This window comes from Alkaliphilus crotonatoxidans (assembly GCF_054658015.1).
Map to the genome: position 1 here is coordinate 179,115 of NZ_BAAHXS010000001.1, position 22,464 is coordinate 201,578.

The 22,464-nt window shown below is 39.5% G+C and carries 24 protein-coding genes; 23 read left to right on the forward strand and 1 reads right to left on the reverse strand.

The window, feature by feature from the left end; genetic code table 11:
* Window positions 1–62 precede the first annotated feature (62 nt).
* The 16 genes from ACYQ1I_RS00835 (at window position 63) to pduL (ending at window position 14,098) form a co-directional block, all read left to right on the forward strand.
* A complete protein-coding gene (locus tag ACYQ1I_RS00835; RefSeq protein WP_459761679.1) occupies window positions 63–1,028 on the forward strand; it encodes an ABC transporter permease in 966 nt (321 codons plus the stop codon).
* Between the two features lie 15 nt (window positions 1,029–1,043).
* Complete coding sequence (gene opp4C, locus ACYQ1I_RS00840; RefSeq protein ID WP_459761680.1) at window positions 1,044–1,955, forward strand: oligopeptide ABC transporter permease; 912 nt, start codon at window positions 1,044–1,046, stop codon at window positions 1,953–1,955.
* A 15-nt stretch (window positions 1,956–1,970) separates the two neighbouring features.
* On the forward strand, window positions 1,971–2,954 hold the full coding sequence (locus tag ACYQ1I_RS00845) for an ABC transporter ATP-binding protein (protein ID WP_459761681.1): 984 nt from the start codon (window positions 1,971–1,973) through the stop codon (window positions 2,952–2,954).
* The gene (locus tag ACYQ1I_RS00850) at window positions 2,955–3,944 is read left to right on the forward strand and encodes an ABC transporter ATP-binding protein (RefSeq protein ID WP_459761682.1); all 990 of its coding nucleotides are present in this window, start codon (window positions 2,955–2,957) and stop codon (window positions 3,942–3,944) included. It abuts the gene before it with no gap.
* Window positions 3,945–4,077: 133 nt separating this feature from the next.
* Window positions 4,078–4,272, forward strand: a complete 195-nt coding sequence (locus ACYQ1I_RS00855) for a hypothetical protein (protein ID WP_459761683.1) — start codon at window positions 4,078–4,080, stop codon at window positions 4,270–4,272.
* 313 nt (window positions 4,273–4,585) lie between these two features.
* Window positions 4,586–6,148 (forward strand): glutathione ABC transporter substrate-binding protein, encoded by a 1,563-nt coding sequence (locus ACYQ1I_RS00860; RefSeq protein ID WP_459761684.1) that lies wholly within the window; start codon window positions 4,586–4,588, stop codon window positions 6,146–6,148.
* 122 nt (window positions 6,149–6,270) lie between these two features.
* The gene (nikB, locus tag ACYQ1I_RS00865) at window positions 6,271–7,197 is read left to right on the forward strand and encodes a nickel ABC transporter permease (protein ID WP_459761685.1); all 927 of its coding nucleotides are present in this window, start codon (window positions 6,271–6,273) and stop codon (window positions 7,195–7,197) included.
* A 27-nt stretch (window positions 7,198–7,224) separates the two neighbouring features.
* Window positions 7,225–8,133, forward strand: coding sequence for an ABC transporter permease (locus ACYQ1I_RS00870; protein WP_459761686.1), 909 nt, complete (start codon window positions 7,225–7,227; stop codon window positions 8,131–8,133).
* Window positions 8,134–8,160: 27 nt separating this feature from the next.
* A complete protein-coding gene (locus ACYQ1I_RS00875; protein ID WP_459761687.1) occupies window positions 8,161–9,141 on the forward strand; it encodes an ABC transporter ATP-binding protein in 981 nt (326 codons plus the stop codon).
* 21 nt (window positions 9,142–9,162) lie between these two features.
* Entirely contained in the window at window positions 9,163–10,134 is a 972-nt protein-coding gene (locus ACYQ1I_RS00880; RefSeq protein WP_459761688.1) for an ABC transporter ATP-binding protein, read from the forward strand.
* A 205-nt stretch (window positions 10,135–10,339) separates the two neighbouring features.
* Window positions 10,340–10,891 carry a cob(I)yrinic acid a,c-diamide adenosyltransferase gene (locus ACYQ1I_RS00885; protein WP_459761689.1) on the forward strand — a complete coding sequence of 184 codons (552 nt, stop codon included), beginning with the start codon at window positions 10,340–10,342 and terminating at the stop codon, window positions 10,889–10,891.
* Between the two features lie 86 nt (window positions 10,892–10,977).
* On the forward strand, window positions 10,978–11,514 hold the full coding sequence (gene hpt / locus ACYQ1I_RS00890) for a hypoxanthine phosphoribosyltransferase (protein WP_459761690.1): 537 nt from the start codon (window positions 10,978–10,980) through the stop codon (window positions 11,512–11,514).
* 75 nt (window positions 11,515–11,589) lie between these two features.
* Window positions 11,590–11,763, forward strand: a complete 174-nt coding sequence (locus ACYQ1I_RS00895; RefSeq protein WP_459761691.1) for a hypothetical protein — start codon at window positions 11,590–11,592, stop codon at window positions 11,761–11,763.
* 22 nt (window positions 11,764–11,785) lie between these two features.
* Window positions 11,786–12,049, forward strand: a complete 264-nt coding sequence (locus ACYQ1I_RS00900; RefSeq protein WP_459761692.1) for a YkuS family protein — start codon at window positions 11,786–11,788, stop codon at window positions 12,047–12,049.
* Window positions 12,050–12,186: 137 nt separating this feature from the next.
* The gene (locus ACYQ1I_RS00905; protein ID WP_459761693.1) at window positions 12,187–13,194 is read left to right on the forward strand and encodes a restriction endonuclease; all 1,008 of its coding nucleotides are present in this window, start codon (window positions 12,187–12,189) and stop codon (window positions 13,192–13,194) included.
* 328 nt (window positions 13,195–13,522) lie between these two features.
* Window positions 13,523–14,098 (forward strand): phosphate propanoyltransferase, encoded by a 576-nt coding sequence (pduL, locus tag ACYQ1I_RS00910; RefSeq protein ID WP_459761694.1) that lies wholly within the window; start codon window positions 13,523–13,525, stop codon window positions 14,096–14,098.
* A 103-nt stretch (window positions 14,099–14,201) separates the two neighbouring features.
* On the opposite strand, the gene ychF is transcribed toward pduL, so the two are convergent.
* Window positions 14,202–15,296 (reverse strand): redox-regulated ATPase YchF, encoded by a 1,095-nt coding sequence (gene ychF / locus ACYQ1I_RS00915; RefSeq protein ID WP_459761695.1) that lies wholly within the window; start codon window positions 15,294–15,296, stop codon window positions 14,202–14,204.
* A 724-nt stretch (window positions 15,297–16,020) separates the two neighbouring features.
* On the opposite strand from ychF, the gene ACYQ1I_RS00920 reads away from it, so the two are divergent.
* The 7 genes from ACYQ1I_RS00920 (at window position 16,021) to mraZ (ending at window position 22,450) form a co-directional block, all read left to right on the forward strand.
* Complete coding sequence (locus tag ACYQ1I_RS00920; protein ID WP_459761696.1) at window positions 16,021–16,530, forward strand: YhcN/YlaJ family sporulation lipoprotein; 510 nt, start codon at window positions 16,021–16,023, stop codon at window positions 16,528–16,530.
* A gap of 168 nt (window positions 16,531–16,698) precedes the next feature.
* Window positions 16,699–17,847 carry a sirohydrochlorin chelatase gene (locus ACYQ1I_RS00925; RefSeq protein WP_459761697.1) on the forward strand — a complete coding sequence of 383 codons (1,149 nt, stop codon included), beginning with the start codon at window positions 16,699–16,701 and terminating at the stop codon, window positions 17,845–17,847.
* A gap of 52 nt (window positions 17,848–17,899) precedes the next feature.
* Window positions 17,900–19,162 (forward strand): EF-P 5-aminopentanol modification-associated protein YfmF, encoded by a 1,263-nt coding sequence (gene yfmF, locus ACYQ1I_RS00930; RefSeq protein ID WP_459761698.1) that lies wholly within the window; start codon window positions 17,900–17,902, stop codon window positions 19,160–19,162.
* Between the two features lie 26 nt (window positions 19,163–19,188).
* Window positions 19,189–20,475: an EF-P 5-aminopentanol modification-associated protein YfmH gene (gene yfmH, locus ACYQ1I_RS00935; RefSeq protein ID WP_459761699.1), complete on the forward strand. Its 1,287-nt coding sequence runs from the start codon at window positions 19,189–19,191 to the stop codon at window positions 20,473–20,475.
* 160 nt (window positions 20,476–20,635) lie between these two features.
* The gene (gene lgt, locus ACYQ1I_RS00940; RefSeq protein ID WP_459761700.1) at window positions 20,636–21,373 is read left to right on the forward strand and encodes a prolipoprotein diacylglyceryl transferase; all 738 of its coding nucleotides are present in this window, start codon (window positions 20,636–20,638) and stop codon (window positions 21,371–21,373) included.
* Between the two features lie 165 nt (window positions 21,374–21,538).
* Window positions 21,539–21,679: a Spo0E family sporulation regulatory protein-aspartic acid phosphatase gene (locus tag ACYQ1I_RS00945; protein WP_459761701.1), complete on the forward strand. Its 141-nt coding sequence runs from the start codon at window positions 21,539–21,541 to the stop codon at window positions 21,677–21,679.
* Between the two features lie 339 nt (window positions 21,680–22,018).
* Window positions 22,019–22,450: a division/cell wall cluster transcriptional repressor MraZ gene (gene mraZ / locus ACYQ1I_RS00950; RefSeq protein WP_459761702.1), complete on the forward strand. Its 432-nt coding sequence runs from the start codon at window positions 22,019–22,021 to the stop codon at window positions 22,448–22,450.
* Window positions 22,451–22,464 lie beyond the last annotated feature (14 nt).

Here is a 22,464-nt window from a genome sequence, read left to right on the forward strand (position 1 = left end):
TATGGCCTGGTTATTACTGGGCCATATCCTTGATAAAAGTCTTTACTAAGGGAGGAATAGACTTGGGTAAATACATTCTTAGACGTATATTGCAGCAGATTCCTATTCTTATTGGTGTCAGTATTCTGATCTTTGCAATTATACAGTTAGCCCCTGGTAACCCGCTGGTTTCCTATTTTTCAGATCCTAATATGACAGTCGAGCAGATTCGCCAGTTGGAGATCGCCTATGGCTTAGACAAACCGGTTTATATGCAATATTTTGAATGGGTCACCAATATGCTTCAGGGCAACTTCGGAAATTCGTACCAGCTAAAGCAGCCTGTATCCCTGCTGATCGGAGAACGATTGGGAACCACCTTTTTTCTGGCCTTTGGTTCCTTAATCATCAGCCTGTTGGTAGCCATTCCCATAGGGGTGATTTCCGCCACAAAGCAATATTCTATATTTGATTATTTCGGAACCATTTTTGCGTTAATTGGAATTTCCATTCCTGGATTTTTCTTTTCTCTATTATTGATACGGTATTTTAGTGTTCACTTACGGTGGTTTCCCATTTCGGGAATGCGAACCGCCGGCGCCAGATTTCCTTTTCCCTATGACTACATTGATATGTTAAGGCATAGTGTGTTGCCCCTGCTGGTTTTAGGGTTGACGGGAGCTGCCAGCTTTATGCGCTATACCCGTTCCAGTATGCTGGAGGTAATTCGTCAGGATTATATTAGAACAGCCAGGGCCAAGGGATTAAAGGAGAAGGTTGTAATTTACAAGCATGCCCTGAGAAATGCACTGATACCAGTTATAACCTTATTGGGCTTTAGCTTGCCAACACTGTTCTCGGGTGCCTTGATGGTAGAAATTATTTTTGTTTGGCCGGGAATGGGTCGGCTTCAATATCAATCAGTATTGCATCGGGACTATCCTTTAATGATGGGAATTAACATGTTCCTTGCCATCTTTACTTTAACGGGCAACCTACTGGCAGACATATCCTATGCCTTTGTTGACCCAAGAATAAGATATGATTGAGAAGGGGGCTAAAGCATGATTAGTGAAAAGAAACTAAAAAAACAACAGCCTCAACAGGAGGGGGCAAAAAAAGAGGATGTAATGGGGCCCTGGAAAATTGTCTGGAAAAGGTTAAGGCGAAACAAGCTGGCAATGCTGGGTTTAGTTGTTATTAGCTTGATGGGTCTGGCCACAATTGCTGCTCCTATCTTGACTCCCCACGGCAGAGATGCGGTTAATATAGTTAAGTCAAATGCTTCCCCCGATAGGGTGAATCTGCTGGGAACAGATAACCTGGGCAGAGATATTTTAACCAGATTATTATATGGTGGGAGAATTTCTTTAACCGTTGGTCTTGTTTCTACTGGCTTTAGAACCCTGATTGGGGTGGTCTTAGGGGGCATTGCCGGTTATTATGGAAAATGGATCGATAATTTGATTATGAGGATTGCCGATGTTTTTTCCTGCTTCCCCTTTTTACCCATGGCCATTACAGCTGTTGCCATATTGGGCCCTAGCATCTATAATGTAATGCTGGTATTGGCTCTTTTGGGCTGGCCAGGCATATGTAGAATTGTTCGGGCAGAGATTTTATCCCTTAGGGAGCGGGAGTTTATGGAAGCTACCACAGCCCTGGGAATCAGTGATTTTAGAAAAATAGTACGGCATTTACTGCCCAATACCATGGCTTCCATTATTGTATCATCGACCATTGGAATTGCAGGGGCAATTTTAACAGAATCCTCCTTGAGCTTTCTAGGCTTAGGGGTTTCACCGCCAACTCCGTCCTGGGGAAATATGCTGACAGAAGCGCAGCAGCCATATGTTCTGCAACATCGATGGTGGCAGTGGATTCCTCCAGGAATTGCCATATTTGTTGCTGTAATGAGTTTGAACTTGCTTGGCGACGGCTTAAGGGATGCCCTTGACCCCAGGCTGAAACAATAAGCTGGAGGTGTGAAAATGAAGAACCTATTGGAAGTCAAAAACCTAAGAACTCACTTTTATACAGAGGATGGGGTCGTACCGGCAGTTGATGGCGTAGACTTTAGCCTGCGATCAGGCCAAACCCTGGGTGTAGTGGGGGAATCAGGCTGTGGTAAAAGTATTACCTCCATGTCAATCATGAGATTAATTCCGAACCCACCGGGAAAAATTGTAGACGGTGAGATTTTATTTGATGATAAAGATATTGTAAAGCTTTCAGAGGCAGAAATGAGAAAAATCAGGGGTAATGACATAGCCATGATTTTTCAGGAGCCCATGACCTCGCTAAATCCTGTTTTCACCATAGGATCACAAATAATTGAGGCCATTATGCTTCATCAGAAGCTCAATAAGAAGGAAGCAAGGGAAAAATGTATTGAAATGCTCAAATTGGTTGGAATACCCCGGGCTGATGAGGTGTTAAATGATTATCCCCATCAATTTAGCGGTGGTATGAGACAACGGGTAATGATTGCCATGGCGTTATCATGTAACCCTAAGCTATTGATTGCCGATGAGCCAACCACTGCCTTGGATGTAACCATTCAAGCCCAAATATTAGAGCTGATGAAGGAAATAAAAGAAAAGCTGAATACTGCAATTATGCTGATTACCCACGACCTGGGGGTGGTGGCTGACATGGCTGATTATATTATTGTTATGTATGCCGGCAGGGTAGTGGAGGAAGCCAATGTTTATGATCTCTTTGAAGACCCTAAACACCCCTATACAGTTGGACTGTTAAATTCAAAGCCTAATTTAGATAAGATTGTCAAAAGGCTGGATGTCATTCCAGGTAGTGTGCCCAATCCCCTGGCAATTCCTCCTGGGTGTGCCTTTAATCCTAGGTGCCCCCATGCTATGGATATTTGCAGAAGGGAAATGCCGTCATTAGATGCCATTGGTAACGATAGAAAGGTACGGTGCTGGCTCTATCAAGAAAATGGGGGGGTGAAGTAAATGAGTGAAGCAACCATGACTTCAAAGGACCTGGTTGTAGTAGAGAATTTGAAGAAGTATTTCCCTATAAAGGCAGGTATGCTTAAACGAACCGTAAACTATGTGCGTGCAGTGGAGAATATATCCTTTACCATTAAAGAAGGTGAGACCTTGGGAATCGTGGGGGAATCCGGCTGTGGTAAATCAACAACCGGAAGAACCATATTAAGGCTGCTGGACAAAACCGATGGTGAGGTTTATTATAATAATAAGTCAGTTTTCTCATTATCAAAGGAGGAAATGAGAAAGCTGCGTACAGAAATGCAAATTGTCTTTCAGGATCCCTACAGCTCGCTGAATCCAAGATTGACTGTAAATGAAATCGTAGGAGAAGCCCTCAGGGAACATGGTATTGCCCGGGGAAAGGCGGCAGTGGAGAGGGTCAAGGAAATTATTGAAAAATGTGGTTTAGCACCATATCATATCCGCCGGTATCCCCATGAATTCAGTGGTGGACAAAGACAACGGATCGGGATCGCCAGAGCCCTGGCATTGAATCCAAAATTCATTGTATGCGATGAACCGGTTTCTGCCCTGGATGTTTCAATTCAATCTCAAATATTGAATTTACTAATGGATTTGCAGGATGAGATGGGTTTGACCTATTTGTTTATTTCCCATGACCTAAGTGTGGTAAAGCACATCAGTGATCGAATTGGTGTCATGTACCTGGGGTCAATGGTTGAACTGGCAAAAAAGGATGAGCTTTACTCCAACCCGTTACATCCTTATACCCAAGCCCTGCTTTCAGCGATTCCGCTGCCTGATCCGAAGGTTAAGAAAAAAAGAATCATTTTGAAGGGCGATATACCCAGTCCTGCAAATCCTCCTAGTGGATGCCGGTTCCATACTCGATGCCCCTACACAATGGAAAAGTGTAAAACGACGGCCCCTTCATTTAAAGAGGTTGCACCAAATCATTCTGTGGCATGTCATCTTATTGACGCTTAAATGTTTATAGTACATTACGAGATCAATGCTTTTATAAATTGTAGATAACCGTTTACGTAATGTATCGCAAGAAAATCTATCAATCAATCCTTCAAAGGAGGACATTATTGATCATGGCATAAGGGGTGATACTGTGGCAAAGGAAAAAGTGCAGAAGGATAGTGACGATCAAGCCTATTCACCGAATTATGAAGGGGAGATGGAATTTGATTGGAAGGATATTGCAGCCTTCATTATCGCCATCTTTCAAGTATTATTCCCCTATGTGCTATTTATTTTTGGTGGAATTGGATTGCTAATGTTGATTTTTTATTATATTATTGTATAATAAGACAAGGGAGCTGATGCTCCCCTTTGTTTTTTTATACAGGGCTTTAAAGGTAAATGGCTTCCAATGATTGGTGTATACAAAATATATAATGTCATTAAATATTACGGTAAAGACACCCTTGCAGCATAAATATTAAATAAATTTAAAAATCATTCATTTATCTTGAATAGGCTAAAAACTGATTATATAATATTCTTATAATTTAAAAAAGTTACAAAGATGCACTTGAACTTTACAAAGGTGCCAAATCACAATGTTGTTTTTAAGTTTTGCCTTTTGGCAAAAGAAATATAAATAAGGGGGAAATTAAATGAGAAACAAAAAGCTATTAGTATTACTAAGTATGATTTTAGTACTAGCTTTAATTGTTGTCGGGTGTGGCCAAACAACAGAAGCACCGCCGAATGACAACGAGCCTGTTGGGGAAACACCATCAGGTAAAGACACAATCGTGGTGGCACAAAACTCTGATGCTAAGTCATTAGATTTACATGCTACCAATGACAATGCTTCATCAAGGGTAACCAAGCAAATTTACGAAACGTTGGTTCATCAAGATGAAAACATGGAGCTTCACGAGGGCTTAGCCACCTCCTGGACAGTGGTAGATGAACTTACCTATGAATTTAAATTAAAGGAAGGCGTTAAATTCCATAACGGCGAAGAGTTAAAAGCCAGCGATGTTAAATTTACAATCGAAAGAGCCCTTGGTTCTTCTCATGTTGCTCACATCGTTGATGCAATTGACCCAGAGGGAATTGAAATCGTAGATGATTATACAATCAGAATTTCTACCGTAGAGCCCTTCGCACCACTTCTTAACCATTTAGCCCATCCATCTGCAGCGATTTTAAATGAAAAGGCTGTTACAGAAGCAGGGGACGACTATGGTCAAAAACCAGTTGGTACTGGTCCTTATATGCTATCTAATTGGGTAACCGGAGACAGCATTGAATTAGCCAGATTTGAAGATTACCACGGAACAGCTGCAAAGGTTGAAAAGGTACTTTTCAGAAATATTGCTGAGCCAACCAGCCGTACCATTGGCTTAGAAACAGGCGAGCTGGATATTATTTATGATGTTTCGCCCACTGATGTGGCCAGAATTGAGGAAAATTCAGAGCTTACCTTATTAAGAGATGATGGTGTTTCTACAACCTATGTTGGTTTCAACGTTCAAAAAGAACCATTTAATGATGTAAGGGTAAGACAGGCAATTAACCATGCGGTTAATATGGAGCTGATTGTAGAAGCTGTTTACCAAGGTATTGGTAAAGTAGCCAAGGGTCCGCTTCCTGCCAGTGTTTGGGGATCAAATCAGGATTTAGTAGCCTATGAGTATGATATTGAAAAGGCTAAGGCCTTATTAAAGGAAGCCGGATACGAAAATGGTTTTAAAACCACCATCTGGACCAATGATAATCAACAAAGAATGGATATTGCTGAGATCGTTCAAAATCAATTAAAGGATATTGGTATTGAGGTTGAGGTTAAGGTTGTAGAGTGGGGTGCTTACCTTGATGGAACAGCTGCTGGAGAGCATGATATGTATATCCTGGGCTGGGGTACCGTAACAGGAGATCCTAACTATGGTCTATATCCACTATTCCACTCAAGCACCTTTGGCGATGCTGGTAACAGAAGCTTCTATGCCAATGATAAGGTAGATGAGCTGTTGGAAAAGGGTAAGGTAACCGTTGAACCTGCTGAAAGAGAGAAATACTATTATGAAGTTCAAGAAATCGTCAGAGATGAAGCACCTTGGATCTTCACTTGGGATAAAGAAGAGCTTTCTGCCACAAGAAGCAATGTAAAAGGCTTTGTTCAGCATCCAGCGGGACATCACTCCCTATACAATGTATATTTTGAGTAGAGGCTAAAAAGGATACTTGCTTGCAGGTATTGAATAGTTAGTTCATTATAATATAGGGTCATAGGTTTATGACCCTATATTAATGTAATAAATGATGGTAAATAAAGGAAGGAGGACATATCATGCATAAGTATATCCTGCGCCGGCTATTGCTGTTGATTCCTGTTATGATTGGAGTAACCTTCATCGTATTTACAATGATGTATTTTACCCCTGGTAATCCAGCAAGAATTATGCTGGGGGAATCAGCGCCGGCCCATGAGGTGGCGAAATTAGAAGAAGAGCTAGGGCTCAATGATCCTTTTATTGTACAGTTTGGACGTTACGTATCAAATGCTGTTAGAGGTGATATTGGTCGTTCTTATCAAACCAAAAGGCCTGTAATGGATGAAATTCTTTCTCGATTCCCGGCCACACTAAAATTGACAGCCTTGGGTGTTTTGGTGGCGGTGGTTTTGGGGATTCCGACGGGAATTATATCGGCAACACGGCAATACTCCTTATTTGATAACATTGCCATGGTACTGGCCCTCTTGGGGGTGTCAATGCCAAACTTCTGGCAAGGTCTAATGCTGGTCTTATTATTTTCAGTGCAGCTTAAATGGTTTCCTTCGTCGGGCTTCACCAGCTGGAAACATATGATATTACCCGCTATTACCCTGGGCACCAGTTCAGCAGCTATTATTACCCGTATGACTCGATCCAGTATGCTGGAGGTAATCCGTCAGGATTATATTAGAACAGCCAGGGCAAAGGGTCAGGTGGAATCAAAGGTAATCAATCAGCACGCCTTGAAGAATGCTTTAATTCCAATTATTACTGTTATCGGTTTGCAATTCGGCTACCTTTTGGGAGGCGCCGTATTGACAGAGTCTATTTTCTCTGTACCTGGAGTAGGAAGACTTATGGTAGATTCCATTAAATCTCGAGACTTTCCCATTGTGCAGGGAGGCGTATTATTCATTGCCATTACCTTTAGCTTTGTTAATTTACTAGTTGATATACTGTATGCCTTCGTAGACCCCAGGATTAAATCACAGTATAAGTAATGTATAGGATAGAAGGAGGAAAGGCATATGTCAAACGTTAAAAGTGTTCAATTGGATAAAAAAGCAGAGGGTTCCCAGCCTGCTCGAAAAAAGAAAAAAAGTCAATGGGTTGCGGTTTGGAAAAACCTATCTAAAAATAAAGCTGCTATGTTTGGCCTTGTGATTATAGGAATTTTAATTTTCTCTGCTATTTTTGCAGATTTTATTGCTCCCTACGGCTATGATGATCAAGATTTATTGCAACGTTTTCAAAAACCCAATAGTAATCATTTACTGGGAACAGATAATTTTGGTAGAGATATTTTAAGCCGTATTATTCATGGTTCCAGAATATCGTTACAGGTTGGCTTCATATCTGTAGGAATCGCCATGATTATTGGGGGGACCCTGGGGGCCGTAGCAGGATATTATGGAGGCAGGGCCGATAATGTTATCATGCGGTTTATGGATATCCTTCTGGCTGTACCTTCAATACTCCTAGCCATATCAATTGTAGCAGCCCTTGGCCCGGGTCTAGAAAATGTAATGATTGCCGTGGGAATCGGTTCGATTCCTTCCTATGCCAGAATTGTAAGGGCATCTGTACTCTCCCTGAGGGATCAGGAATTTATTGAGGCGGCTAAGGCAGTTGGCGCCAATGATTTTAGAATTATTATGAAGCACATTATTCCTAATTCAATGGCCCCTATTATCGTTCAAGCCACATTAGGGGTGGCCAGCGCAATTTTGTCTGCTGCAGGCCTAAGCTTTATCGGACTGGGTATTCAACCACCCATACCTGAATGGGGGGCAATGCTGTCAACCGGAAGACAATTCCTGCGGGATCATTGGTATATTGCAACCTTCCCTGGCCTTGCCATTATGATTACCATTTTTGCGCTTAACCTTCTAGGTGATGGATTAAGAGATGCACTTGACCCTAGACTAAAAAGCTAATTGAATTAGGATAGGAGTGTGATAAAAATGAAGCAAGACAAGAATTTGTTAGAGATTAAAAACTTATCAATTCATTATATAACAGAGGATGGAACAGTCCATGCTGTCGAGGATATGAATCTGGAGATTGGAGTAGGTGAAACCCTTGGACTGGTAGGAGAAACCGGTGCCGGAAAAACCACCACCGCCCTGGGAATTATGCAATTGGTGCCTGACCCTCCCGGTAAGATTATTAATGGCGAAATTTATTTTGAGGGTGAAAACCTGTTGTCTAAATCAGCTTCAGAGCTGAGAAAAATTCGGGGTAATAAAATTTCCATGATCTTTCAGGACCCTATGACCTCCTTAAACCCTGTTATGACAGTGGGAGACCAAATTGCGGAAGTAATTAAGCTGCATCAAAAGGTTAATGCCCAGGAAGCCATTAATCGATCTAAGGAAATGCTTGAAAAGGTGGGTATTCCAGGAGAACGTGTTAAAGATTATCCCCATCAATTCAGTGGTGGGATGAGACAACGGGTTGTCATAGCCATTGCTTTAGCCTGTAATCCTACCCTGTTAATAGCAGACGAGCCAACGACAGCCCTGGATGTAACCATTCAGGCCCAGGTTTTGGACTTAATGAAGCAATTGAAGCAGGAATTTAAAACATCGATGATTATGATTACCCATGATTTGGGAATCGTGGCTGAGGTCTGTGATAAGGTAGCCATTATGTATGCTGGAAACGTAATTGAGTATACCGATAAAAATAGATTATATACCGCACCAAAGCACCCCTATACCCTAGGATTGTTTGGTTCGATTCCAGATATAGAAGAAGACGAGGATCAATTAAAGCCAATAAAAGGTCTTATGCCAGACCCTACTGATATTCCTTCAGGGTGTCCCTTTCATCCAAGATGCCCGAAAGCCATGGCTCAATGTTCAGAGAAAAAACCTATCAATAGCGAAATTGAACCGGGCCATTTTGTAAAATGCCTGTTGTACGAGAATGGTGAGAAGTAGATAAAGGCGGAGGTGAGATAAATGGAAGAACGACTATTGGAAGTCAGAAACTTGAAAAAACACTTTAATACTAAAAAAGGACTCTTGCATGCCGTTGATGGTGTAAACTTTTTTATCAATAAAGGAGAAACCCTTGGTCTGGTTGGAGAATCCGGCTGTGGAAAATCAACCACAGGAAGAGTAGTGCTGAGATTACTGGAGGCAACAGAAGGAGAAATTATTTTTGAAGGTAAGAATATTCTTCAATATAATAAAGAGCAAATGCGGGAAATGAGAAAGGAAATGCAGATTGTTTTCCAGGACCCCTTTGCATCCCTTAACCCCAGAATGAGTGTATCTGAGATTATAGCAGAGCCCTTAGTTGTTAATAAAATCTATCGAAATAAAAAAGATATGCAGAATCGTGTCAGAGAATTAATGGAAACTGTAGGCTTGGCCGAAAGGTTAATCAATGCGTACCCCCATGAATTAGACGGTGGTAGAAGACAGCGGATTGGAATTGCCCGGGCACTGGCTTTAAAGCCTAAGTTTATTGTACAAGATGAGCCTGTGTCAGCGTTGGACGTTTCCATACAGGCGCAAATCTTGAATCTAATGGATAATCTTCAAAAGGAGTTTGGATTAACCTATTTATTTATTTCCCATGACTTAAGTGTTGTTAAACACGTTAGTGACCGGATTGCAGTTATGTATTTAGGTAAAATTGTAGAGCTTTCAGATTATCAGTCTATGTTTAAGAATCCGCTGCATCCCTATACCCAGGCATTGTTGTCTGCCATTCCAGTACCAAGAATCGATGTAAAAAGAGAGAGAATCATTCTTGAAGGGGATGTACCCAGTCCAATTAATCCGCCGGAAGGATGCCGATTCTATGGCAGGTGTCGATATAGACAGGATATTTGCAAAGAAAAAACCCCTGAATTAAGGGATATGGGTGAAGATAAATATGTAGCATGTCATTTTACAGGAAATTTAAAACCAGCCAGCGTGTAAAAGTAAGGGTGAAAGGCCCTTACTTTTTTAATATTCCTTAATACAATTATATCATAAATGTAATAAAAGGCAAGAAAAATACTTTTTTAAAAGATTATCTTCCACTGTAACCCCGGCATAGAATTTAAGGGAGAAAAAAGGGTATCAATACATATAAATAGAATATGCTATTAGGTTATTAAATTGTATTAAGGAGGTTATTACAATGAAAATTTATACCAAAACCGGTGACGAGGGATTAACCAGCCTCTACGATGGAAAAAGAGTTTACAAAGACGATATTCGGGTTGAAAGCTATGGTACGATAGACGAACTCAATACAGCCCTGGGCTTAGCCAGAACCTTTATAGATGATCAGGAAATTGTGGAGATTATTTATAGAATTCAAAGGGAACTATTTGATGTGGCGGGGGAATTGGCCACCAGTGATCGAGATCAATTTCCTGAAAAAATAAAAGAAAGCCATATTGAATTTTTAGAAGAAGTAATTGATCAATACATTAGCAGGGTAGAACAAATTGATAAATTCATTATTCCTGGTACCAATCGGGCTGCCGCCAGTCTTCATGTGGCCAGAACCGTATGCAGAAGGGCAGAAAGAAGAATATTAACCTTAAAACGAGAGGTTTATGTCAGTGATCAGCTTTTAAAATACGTAAACCGGCTTTCTGATGCAATTTATAGTCTTGCCAGGTATTTGGAAACTGATTTCAAATACGTTATCTTTGAAGGCAGCAAAGGGAATAAACCCGAATAATAAAATTAAATATTATGAAATAATTCATATTTTCCTCCCTTCCTATGGTATAATGAGAATATTATGATTAACAAAGGAGTGTTTTCATGAACCATGAAATTGATGAAATCTTATTTTCTCAGGAAACCATTGCCGAGAAGGTAGCGGAATTGGGTAAACAAATTACTAATGACTATGATAAAAGAGAAGATTTAATTACCATTGGCGTTTTAAAGGGTGCTAACATATTTTTGGGGGACTTGGTTAGAAGAATTGATCTACCCATCATGATCGATTTCATGGCTGTTTCCAGCTATGGTCATTCTACTGAGAGCTCTGGAGTGGTAAGAATTTTGAAGGATTTAGATTTAGAGATTGAGAACAAGCATGTCCTGATTGTGGAGGATATAGTCGATACAGGCCTCACTTTAAAATATTTAACAGAAAACTTAAGATCAAGAAATGTAAAAAGCCTAAAAATATGCACCCTTCTTGATAAGCCCTTAAGAAGAAAATGTCAGTTAGATATTGATTATGTTGGCTTTGAAATACCAGATGCCTTTATTGTAGGCTATGGAATTGATTACGCAGAAAAATATCGAAATTTACCCTATATAGCTTCCATTAAAGAAATTAATAAATAATTGATTCCTCCTTGAATAGTATTTTTAGATTTATTCCATACTAAATCTAAAGATTAGTTTAAGGAGGTTTTTTATATGAGCCAACCGGTAGATTTTGAACAGGTAAAGCAACGATTTATTGCAGCAGATGTTGATGGTAAAATAGAAATTTATACCACAACCCAGGGATTAACTGTAGAGCAATTTAAAGAACTACTAAAATATTTTCCCCTGCAGCATTTAGACAAGCTGGAACGGGCAATGGGTTAGAGGTAGTGATGGGGAGGAAGCTATGAAACAAAAGCGAATTGCCCTACAAGAGGGGCTCCATCAATTGGCCGCCCAATTAAAAGAAGAAGGGTATCAAATTGTTTCTGTTGACGATGGTGGTGAACCTCTTGACGTAATAATTTACTCCAATAAAAACAAAAAATACTTGGCCCATAATTTGACTGGTGCCATCACCTCTTCAGCCAACAATCAATTTGTTACCATGATCAATGCAGACGAATATAGCTATGAAGAGCTGCTTCGTCAAATAGAGAGCATCCATTAAAAGATAAAATGTACTTACTTTTCATCATATGACCAGAGATAGGTGTTAATCATTAATCTCTGGTTTTTTTATATGTTAACAGGCAAATTGAATAGATTTTGAAGGGATGGCAACAGTACAATAAAGGAGGTTTTGCCATGAATAAAACAAATCAATTACTTCAATTTATTTATAATCAAATTAGAGGATATAAAAAAAATAGAGGGAACAGTCGAAGATTCAAAAGTTATTATATGTCATCGAAGGAAGATACAAGGGAGAATAGTGCCAAAATAATTGATTATTTTGCGGGTAGAATTTTTAGCTTTTTTATGATTTTTGTAATCGGCTTCATAAGGTACCAGCAGCTTTATTTGGCGCTGGCCTTTACCCTTGCAATTATTATACCTTTACACCTTGTCTCGATCCGTATTCGCAATAAGCGTCTGGCCCTTCTAAAAAAACAAAAACGTAGGTATATTGCCAGTCAAAAGGTCTATCATGAGATTATGAACAAAACCCTGGAAGAGCTGGAGGACTATTTTCAAGAGGTTTTTCAGAAGGCGGGCATTGAAAATTTAGAGCCTCGAAGCAGTAATCAAAAAGTAATCCTTTATGAAGGCATATATAATGGAGAGAAGCTGATGATTTCCTGCCATATCTATAAAAATGATCATGAGGTTGAGTTAAAGGAAGTAAAGGAAGTAATGTATCAATTGAAGGTCCATGATTTAGTAAGAGTATTGATGGTAACCACATCAGATTTTACCAAGGATTGTCATCAATACATTGATAATTTACAAAAACCCTATCGGGGACTTTTATTAAGCCGAGAGGGTCTGTTGAAATTAATTGAAAAGAATAATATGTTTCCATCTGAGGAGGTAATTGATGAATTGGTGGAGAATAAGATAAGCAAAAAGGAAGCCCGGTGGGAGAAATATAAGGCTGCTATGCTGGCCAATAAGAAGTCTAAGGGTTATTTTTTGCTGAGTATTTTTCTATTTTTCACTGCCTACTATACTCCTTATCCCCTTTATTATTATGGGGCAGCTGGGATATCCTTCAGCTTGGCCTTAATTACCCTGGCATTGAAATATTTTAATCGAAGGAATCCTGAGGAAGAAAGCTGGAATGATTTTAATAGGATGTTAAAGAATTTGTAAAGGTATTAAATGAGGGACAGGGGGCTTTGTGAACTATGCGGACTGAGGATGAAGGCGCTATTTGAAATTTCTAAATTGGTTACGGAAGCTGATCGTTTTTTTAAAATAAAAGGATAAAATTATTGAACAAATGCTTCAGGCAATTTACTAAGGATTATCTGTGTGCCCACTTGGTTACTGGCTTTTGCTGATAATTAATAGAATCAATTGATTCATTTCATTTTGGTAGTTCCATTGATTTTTTTCGTCAAAAAAAGTATAATGTAATCAAGGAATTAGTGTATACTTCCATATTTTTGTCTACATAAATTAAAAGGAGGAAGCAAGGATGGAAAAAATGATGATACCCGTGGGGATTTCCAACAGACATCTTCACTTAAGTGCAGAGGATATAGAAACCTTGTTTGGAAATGACTATGAATTAACAAAGTTCAAGGATTTATCTCAACCCGGTCAATATGCAGCAGAGGAAAAGGTTGACCTTGTTGGGCCAAAGGGAACCCTCAAGGGAGTTCGGGTTTTAGGGCCTGCCAGAAAGCAAACCCAGGTGGAAATTTCACTGACCGACAGCTTTGCTTTGGGAGTAAAGTCTCCTGTCAGAGATTCAGGAGATTTAAAGGGTAGCCCTGGTGTAAAAATCGTAGGGCCCAAGGGCCAGGTGGAAATCCCAGAGGGGGTAATCATTGCTGGAAGACATATTCATATGCACACCGACGATGCAGCTAAATTTAATGTGGTGGATAAAGATCGGGTGATGGTTAGAACCTTTGGCGAAAGAAGCGTTGTATTTGAAAATGTATTGGTAAGGGTACATGAAACCTATGCCCTGGAAATGCATGTCGATGTAGATGAAGGTAATGCAGCCGCCTTAAAAAATGGTGACATGGTAGAGATCATTAAATAGTAATTAAGTAAAATTTAAAATGCAGAGAGAAGTTTTCTATTTAGGGAAATTTTTCTCTGCATTTTTTATATAAAAAAGCCGGGCCCTGGTAGGCCTGGCTAATCTACACATTGAATCTAAACAATATCACATCTCCATCCTTAACAATGTATTCCTTCCCTTCAAGGCGTACAAGACCCTTTTCCTTGGCGGCGGTATGGCTGCCAGTATTGACCAAGTCCTCGAAGGCCACCACCTCGGCCCGAATAAAGCCCCTTTCAAAGTCAGTATGAATTTTACCGGCCGCCTGGGGGGCCTTTAGGCCGTTTTTAATGGTCCAGGCCCGAACCTCCTTAGGGCCTGCCGTTAAGTAGCTGATTAGTCCCAAGAGGCTGTAGGATGCCTTGATAAGTCGATCTAAACCTGATTCCTGAAGTCCCAGCTCCTCTAAAAACATTTGCTTTTCGTCTTCTTCAAGCTCTGCAATTTCCGCTTCTATTTTTGCACAGATCGCAACCACTTCAGCATTTTCAGCCTGGGCCAATTCCCTTACCTTAGCCACATGGGGGTTTTCGGCAGCATCACTCTGAAGGTCTTCTTCGGCTACATTGGTAACATAGATGGTGGGCTTGTTCGATAAAAGATTAAAGCCTTTCACAATCTTTTGCTGTTCCTCTGTTAACGATAATGAACGAATTGTATGGCCCTCTTCCAGGGTATCTTTAATTAATTTTAATAGCTCAAGCTCATCCAATAGAGACTTATCGGCCTTAGCCAGCTTCTCAGTTTTTAATAGGCGCTTTTCGATCATTTCCAAGTCAGAAAAAATTAGCTCTAAATTGATGGTTTCAATATCCCTTAGGGGATTAACGTCTCCGTCCACGTGGGTAATATTTGAGTCCTCAAAGCATCGTACCACATGTAAAATTGCTTCAACCTCACGAATATGAGATAAGAATTTATTACCCAGGCCCTCACCCTTACTGGCTCCCCTAACAAGGCCTGCGATATCATAAAATTCAATTGCTGCAGGAATTACTTTTTCCGATTGATAAAGCTCCCTCAGCACCTGTAAGCGATGATCTGGTACGGCTACTACGCCGACATTGGGTTCAATGGTACAAAAGGGATAATTTGCAGACTCTGCTCCAGCCTGGGTGATGGCATTAAACAGCGTACTTTTCCCCACATTCGGCAGGCCAACTATGCCTAATTTCATCTAAATCTTCCTTTCTATGTTCAATTATAATTATTTCCCAGCACAGCACAAATAAAATTATACCCTATCCCTTGGTGATTAGCAATAAAGCAGCAGTAATTACTTTTAGCATGGTAGCTTAGATAAAAAAAGCCGGCTTTCCAATTTCATTAAAATTGGTAGGCTGGCAGAATATATTTTAAGTTTTATGTATTAGATTTTTAAAAAGTGTGAAAGGGCCTAGGTCTAGCAAGAAGAACTAGGCTTTTGTTGGGGGAAAAAAACAAAATGAAAAAACATTCTCCTTGTGATTAAAAAAATCAGCAGCATGAAGAGCAATGTCCCCAAAGAAAACCTTCGGTACCTTCGGCCCAGACCTTTTATCATACGGGAGAGTAGGAGCAAATCCATAAAAAAGCCCTCCTTCATCAAATTTTATAATTATAGTATTACATTCTGCATCAATTTATATCCTTAAATTCACTCTTTTTGATTAGGGCGTGTCTGAAAACCCACTCAAGGGCATCTTTCACCGCTTTTTTGCCCCACGCAGCGTTGCTTTTCCTTGACGTACCCCTGGTATGCCTTCAAAAAAGCGCCTTGCTTGGAACAAAAATTCAGTGAAATCTGCACCCTTCGGAGTATTCAGACACACCCTAATGACCCATAATTTGCAAAAAAATAAATTTTATGGGGCTTATAAAAAAGCAATCGAGAGAGAAAATAATGACAGGAGGTGATGAAAATGAAGCAAAAATTAATAAAAGGCCTTAGTTGTTTTTTGCTGCTGTCGGTATTGACTGTGGGCTGCAGCCCAGCGGAGCGTCCTGTTCCTGAAAATCAGACCACACCAGAGGTACAACCTGGGCGGTATGAAAGGGTACAGGAGCCTAATACACCTATGGAGCCTCAGGAAGGTCAGGATTTATCGATTCGAGCAGAGCAAATTGTAAATGAGGTTGTTCGGCTGAATGAAGTACAAAGTGCCACTGTCGTGATTTCTGACGAAACCGCCCTGGTAGGGGTAAATTTAGCCTCAGGGGTAGATGGAGAAATGACGACAGAAGTAAAAAATAAAATAGAAGATGTTGTAAAACAGGCTGATCGAAGTATAACAAGGGTAGCAGTTTCTGCCGACCCGGACATATTCTCTAAAATTGAGAATATAGCCAGGGAGACAGGGAGAGGTCGTCCCATCAGCGGATTTGCCGATGAGATAGAAGATTTATTCAGAAGAATACTGCCTAATGCTTAAGGAATGAATAAAGATGGAGAAATGACTCTCCATCTTTATTCATGGAGGGAGGCTTTAAGACATAAAGATTAACATATAACGAGTACCCTATGGAGTTAATTACCTTAAATTTAATTGCCTATGGGTACTAGGGCGGCTATGGCGATAGGAATGACAAGGGGGGAAATAATGATGTTATGGATTCTGCTACTTTTTTATTTAATTATTTTGGTAATGGTGTTAAATGGTCTATTACAAAGGATTATCATGATAGCAATTTTCGGATTACTGATTAAACTTACACTACATTGGTCTCATGAAAAGTACCCTGTTAAAAAAATTACATTGTGTCTTGTGTCGGCGTATTTTTTAGGAACAATAACATTGCTATTGTTCCAATATAATATTGATCATCAAAGCATGGCGATTAATTATGTAGAAAATAACCAAACTGCAGTCATTCTCATTTATGAAGGGGAGCCTCCCACCTATCAGCTTCCCTATGCCACAAGAAATCTGGTTCAAAATAATCGATTATGGGAGTATCCCCTTTTACCCCTTCAGCTATTTAGGCAAAAGCTACTTTACGAATCGACCAATAGCTTAGAAAATCACTATTATACTGATAATTTCAAACAAAAGCTGTCAAATATACTAGGTAACAACTATCAGGTTTATACGGGGTATTTAAATAACATACCCTATGTCGAAGAAGTGATTCAGCAGGCCATAGAAGAAGGAAACGGCAAATTGATCATTGCGCCTGTATTACTTTCAGAATCAAAAAGTATAGATCGAATTCAGCAGAGTATATTGGCCGTTAATCCCCAGCAATACCGGGTAAAGCTTAAAAGCACACATCCCCTTTGGGATAGTGAAGGCCTGGCACAATCCTTTGTAGAGAGAATCATACAGCAAATCGATTATCGATATAAAAGCAGAACTGGCGTTTTGCTGGTGGGGGGGAGCCACCAGAGGGGAATGGAAGACCAGCTCCATGTCAAACAGGAAATATTATTTCAGGAAAAGGTAAGGGATTTCCTATTGGCAGAGGGATTTCAGCCTCAGCAGGTGACAAGAAGCTTTTTAAACAGGAAGGATATCCATTCACAGCTTAATTTATTAATGGAGCAAGGCGTGAATCAAATTTTAATTATGCAAGTATTACCTGGGGGAGAAGGCATTGAAATGCGACATCAGCTTGAAAAAATACTTAGCCAGAGAAATGACGACTTAAAGGTAGAATTTAGCCAGGTCAGCGGATGGCGATATAACGATCAACTGCTATTAGAGCTGGCCAAACGAATCGAATTGATAAATCTACAAAAATGGGATTAAAGTCCAGGCTTTGACGTATACTACTGAAATAAAGGTATAGGAGGGAAACATCATGAGTCAGTTGATAAGTAAAGCACTTCGGCAAAATATTAATTTACATGTTATTAAGGATAACAAATTCAAAACCAATCTTATAAAGGTATATTTCCAGAGGCCCCTTACAAACAGTGAGGTGACTGATAATGCTTTAATCCCAATGATACTTAAGCGGGGCAGCACCCAATATCAAACCGCCAAGGATATTTCAATTAAACTGGAGGAGCTATATGGTTCCTATTTAGATACTAATATATTCAAAAAAGGAGAAAGACAAATCATTGAATTTACCCTGGGAACCCCTGATTTACGTTATATTGAAGATAAAAATCTATTACGGGAGGCTGTTAAGCTTTTAAATGGAATTCTTTCTCAACCCCTGTTGGAAAATGATGGCTTTAAGGGGCAATATATTGAGCAGGAGGTCAGCAACCTAACCAATCGTATTCAGGCCAGAATAAACGATAAAAACAAATATGCCATGGAACGCTGCATTGAAGAAATGAGCCAGAAGGAGGCCTTTGGTTTATATGAACTGGGAAACCTAGCAGATCTGAAAAAGGTAGACAGCCACAGGCTATATCAGCAGTATCTTCAAATAATAAACAATAGTCCAATTGATATTGTTGCGGTAGGTGATTTAGATCCAGCGGAATTAACATTGATGTTTGGGGAGGAATTGGCCCTTGGGAAGGGAACTGCACCGGCCATATCCAGGGAAACAATCGAATTTCATCCTACTGAGGTCAAAAACATACACGAGAAGCTGGATGTGAATCAAGGAAAGCTGACCATTGGATATAGAACCAATATTCCCTTTGAAGATGAAAAATATCCAGCTGCCATGGTTTACAGCAATCTTCTGGGGGGCGGAGCTCATTCCAGACTCTTTATCAAGGTTAGGGAAGAAAAAAGCCTATGCTACTATATTTACACAAGGCTCGAAAAGTTTAAATCCATTATGCTAATTAGCTGCGGTATTGAAAAGAAGCAATATGATGAAACCCTTCGGGTAATTGATCAGCAGATGGAGGCCATCGCCAATGGTGAAATTACCGATGAAGAGCTGGAAAGCACTAAAAAAGCCATGATTAATTCGGTGAATAGTATGGGCGATAATCAAAATGCCCTGGCAGATTATTATTATAGTCAAATTATTGGAAATCAAATTATTATGCCAGATGAAATGATCGAAAGAATAAAGGCCGTTACAAAGGAGGCCATTAGAAATGTAGCCAGGATGGTGGAAAAGGACACCATTTACTTTTTAAGCAACTAAGATCAAAAATGAAGGGAGATCATCCGATGAATGTCGATAAAATAGTTGGAAAACTTATGAATGAGACAATTTACCGTAAACGACTGAAAAATGGTTTGACAGTTTGCGTAATGCCAAAGGAGGGCTATAAAAAACAGTTTGCCTCCTTTACAACAAAATTTGGTTCCAATGATTTAATCTTTAAAACATCTAAGGAGCAAGACTTTTATCAGGTTCACGAGGGAATTGCCCACTTTCTGGAGCATAAGCTCTTTGAAGAAAAAAACGGAAATGCCTTTGATCGTTTTTCTGCCCTGGGAGCTAGTGTTAATGCCTTTACCAATTTTAATGTTACCTCTTACTATTTTACAACAACAAGTCACTTTTATGAAAGTCTTGATCATTTGATTGATCTTGTACAAACCCCCTACTTCACCAATGAGAACGTTGAAAAGGAGAAGGGAATCATCGAACAAGAGATCAAAATGTATCAGGATAATCCCCAGTGGCGTGTATATTTTAATTTTTTGAAGGCTATGTATCGTAACCATCCTGTTAAGAATGATATTGCCGGCACCGTCGATAGTATTTATCAGATCAACAAAGAAGAGCTATATCGATGCTACCATACCTTTTATCATCCTGCTAACATGCTGCTTTTTGCAGCAGGAGAAATAGACCCCGATCAGGTATTTGAACAGGCAGAGGCCTACTTTTCCAAAAGGGAGCTTTTATCCCAGGAAACAATTGAAAGACAGCAGCCGGTTGAACCTGATGAGATCGGAATGCCCTATATTGAAAATACCCTTTCGGTATCAACCCCACTGTTTAATTTAGGCTATAAAGACCTGAAATTACAAAGTCATGGAGATCAACTTATGAAAAAGGAAACCCTGTTGAGGGTCATTTTAGATATCATTTTTGGCAAAAGCAGCAGCCTTTTTGAAAAACTATATGATAAGGGCTTAGTTAATCAAGATTTTAATGGAGAGTATATCGGCGAGTTGGATTATGGCTATAGCCTTGTTGGAGGGGAATCAAAAGACCCAAAGGAGGTTAAAAGGTATATTGATGAGACTGTTGAAGCGTTAAAGGTAAAGGGAATACCCGAGGAAGATTTTCAAAGAATTTTAAAAAAACAGATTGGTGAAAATCTAAGTTACTTTAATAGTCTAGAGTATGTGGGTAATTCCTTCGTAACATATTATTTCAGAGGAAGTAATTTCTTAGAATATATTGAGGTGTTAAAGACAGCCACCCTTGAAGAAGCCAATGGGTTGCTAAAGGATCACTTTAATCCTTCAAATCAAGTTTTATCGGTAATTAAGCCTTAATTTGACAAGCCAAGGCAATTTTCATATAATGAATTAAAAGCCTGGGCTTATGGGCATGATAGGAGTCAGCGCTGTTACGTAAACGATAATGTTTCAGTCTGACTTTTTCCCTTTGTGCTCAGGTTCAGTTATTTCAACTTTCTTTAAGGAGGGGTTATGAATGGACCCAATTGCCTTTACGGTATTTGGAATAGAAATTGCCTGGTATGGTATTTTAATTGGATTAGGAATGGCACTGGGGGTAGTGGTGGCTACTCGTCGAGCCAAGGCTGAAAATCTGCCCGAGGATATAATCATTGATTTTTGCCTTGTGGCGGTTCCCTTTGCTGTTTTATGTACAAGATTATATTACGTCGCTTTTAATTGGGACTACTATGGACGTTACCCCAGTCAAATTTTTAACTTCAGACAGGGGGGACTGGCTATTCATGGCGGAATCATTGGGGGCGTCTTGGCTTGTTATTTTTTCTGTCGTTATAAAAAAATTGGGTTCTGGAAAATGGCAGATATCTGTGCTCCAAGCTTGATATTGGGTCAAGCTATTGGTAGATGGGGAAACTATTTTAATCAAGAGGCCCATGGCGGCCCCACCGATTTACCCTGGGGAATTATGATAGATGGAGTAAAGGTGCACCCCACTTTTTTGTATGAGTCACTTTGGAACCTGGCAGTCTTTTTCTTTTTGCTTTACTACACTAAGAAAAAGAAATTTGAGGGCGAAATTTTTATCTATTATCTAATTTTATATTCTCTGGCCAGATTTTTCATTGAAGGATTAAGAACAGACAGTCTGATGATCGGACCCCTACGTACCGCCCAGGTAATTAGTGTGCTAATGATTATAGGGGGGCTTGCTCTACGAATGATACTGCAAAAAAGAAAAAAGGCATTAAATTAGCTTGGTAAAAATATCTATTATTATACAAATATGGAGAAATTATAAGAAAAAGTAAGAATGGACTAGATAATTATATTTAATAATCCATAAATCCCCTTTGACAAATAATAGCCTTTACTTTAAGATAAAAAAAGTTACGCAAGATAAGTCCAGTGGGGTGAGGAAATGATTAAGCAACAGATTATTTTGATGCAAAAGAGATTAAATGAGATGATGGATAAGCATGTAGATTATAAAGAAATCTATCGTTTAAGCACAGAATTAGACTTACTGATTGTTGACTTTTATCGAAAAAAGGGTGCCTAGTATTTTTCTAAGGCAGCATTAAGTATTCAACCACCTGAAAAAACAGGTGGTTATTTTATTGATAGGAAAGACTCTTACTTAAAACAAAATTTAAATTAAAGAGGATTTCTGTATATAATTTTAATTTAAGTCGTCCTTTAAATTTCCAAGGGACGGCTTTATTTTTTGTATTTTCACCTGGTAAAATCTAGGCCTTAAGCATTATCTCATAAGTTGGGACTTGAAATTATATATAATTTAATAAATTTATAGCAGGAATTTAGAAAAAGGGATAGAAATAATAGAAAAGTGGTATGCAGTGGTATGAAGTGGGATAAAAACCCCAGGGGTGGGATAAAAATGTTTTTTGGAGAGTATCATCACACAATTGATACAAAGGGTCGTGTCAGTATACCCGCTAAATACAGAGAACAGTTGGGAGAGAGCTTTATTTTAACAAAGGGCTTAGACAACTGTCTGTTTATCTATACCCTTGAGGAATGGAGGGTTATGGAAAATAAGCTAAAGCAGCTCCCCCTTACCAATAAGGATGCCAGAGCCTTTGTAAGATTCTTTTTTTCAGGTGCCACGGAATGTGAACTGGATAATCAGGGAAGAATAAGAATTCCCAATAACCTAAGGGAATACGCCCACCTCGAAAAGGAAGCGGTTATGATAGGGGTTGCCACCCGTATCGAGGTGTGGAGCCTGGCTGAGTGGCAGGAATATAACAGCGATGCTAATTTAAGCTATGATGAAATTGCTTCAAAAATGGCAGAGCTGGGAATCTAAAATGAAGGTGATAA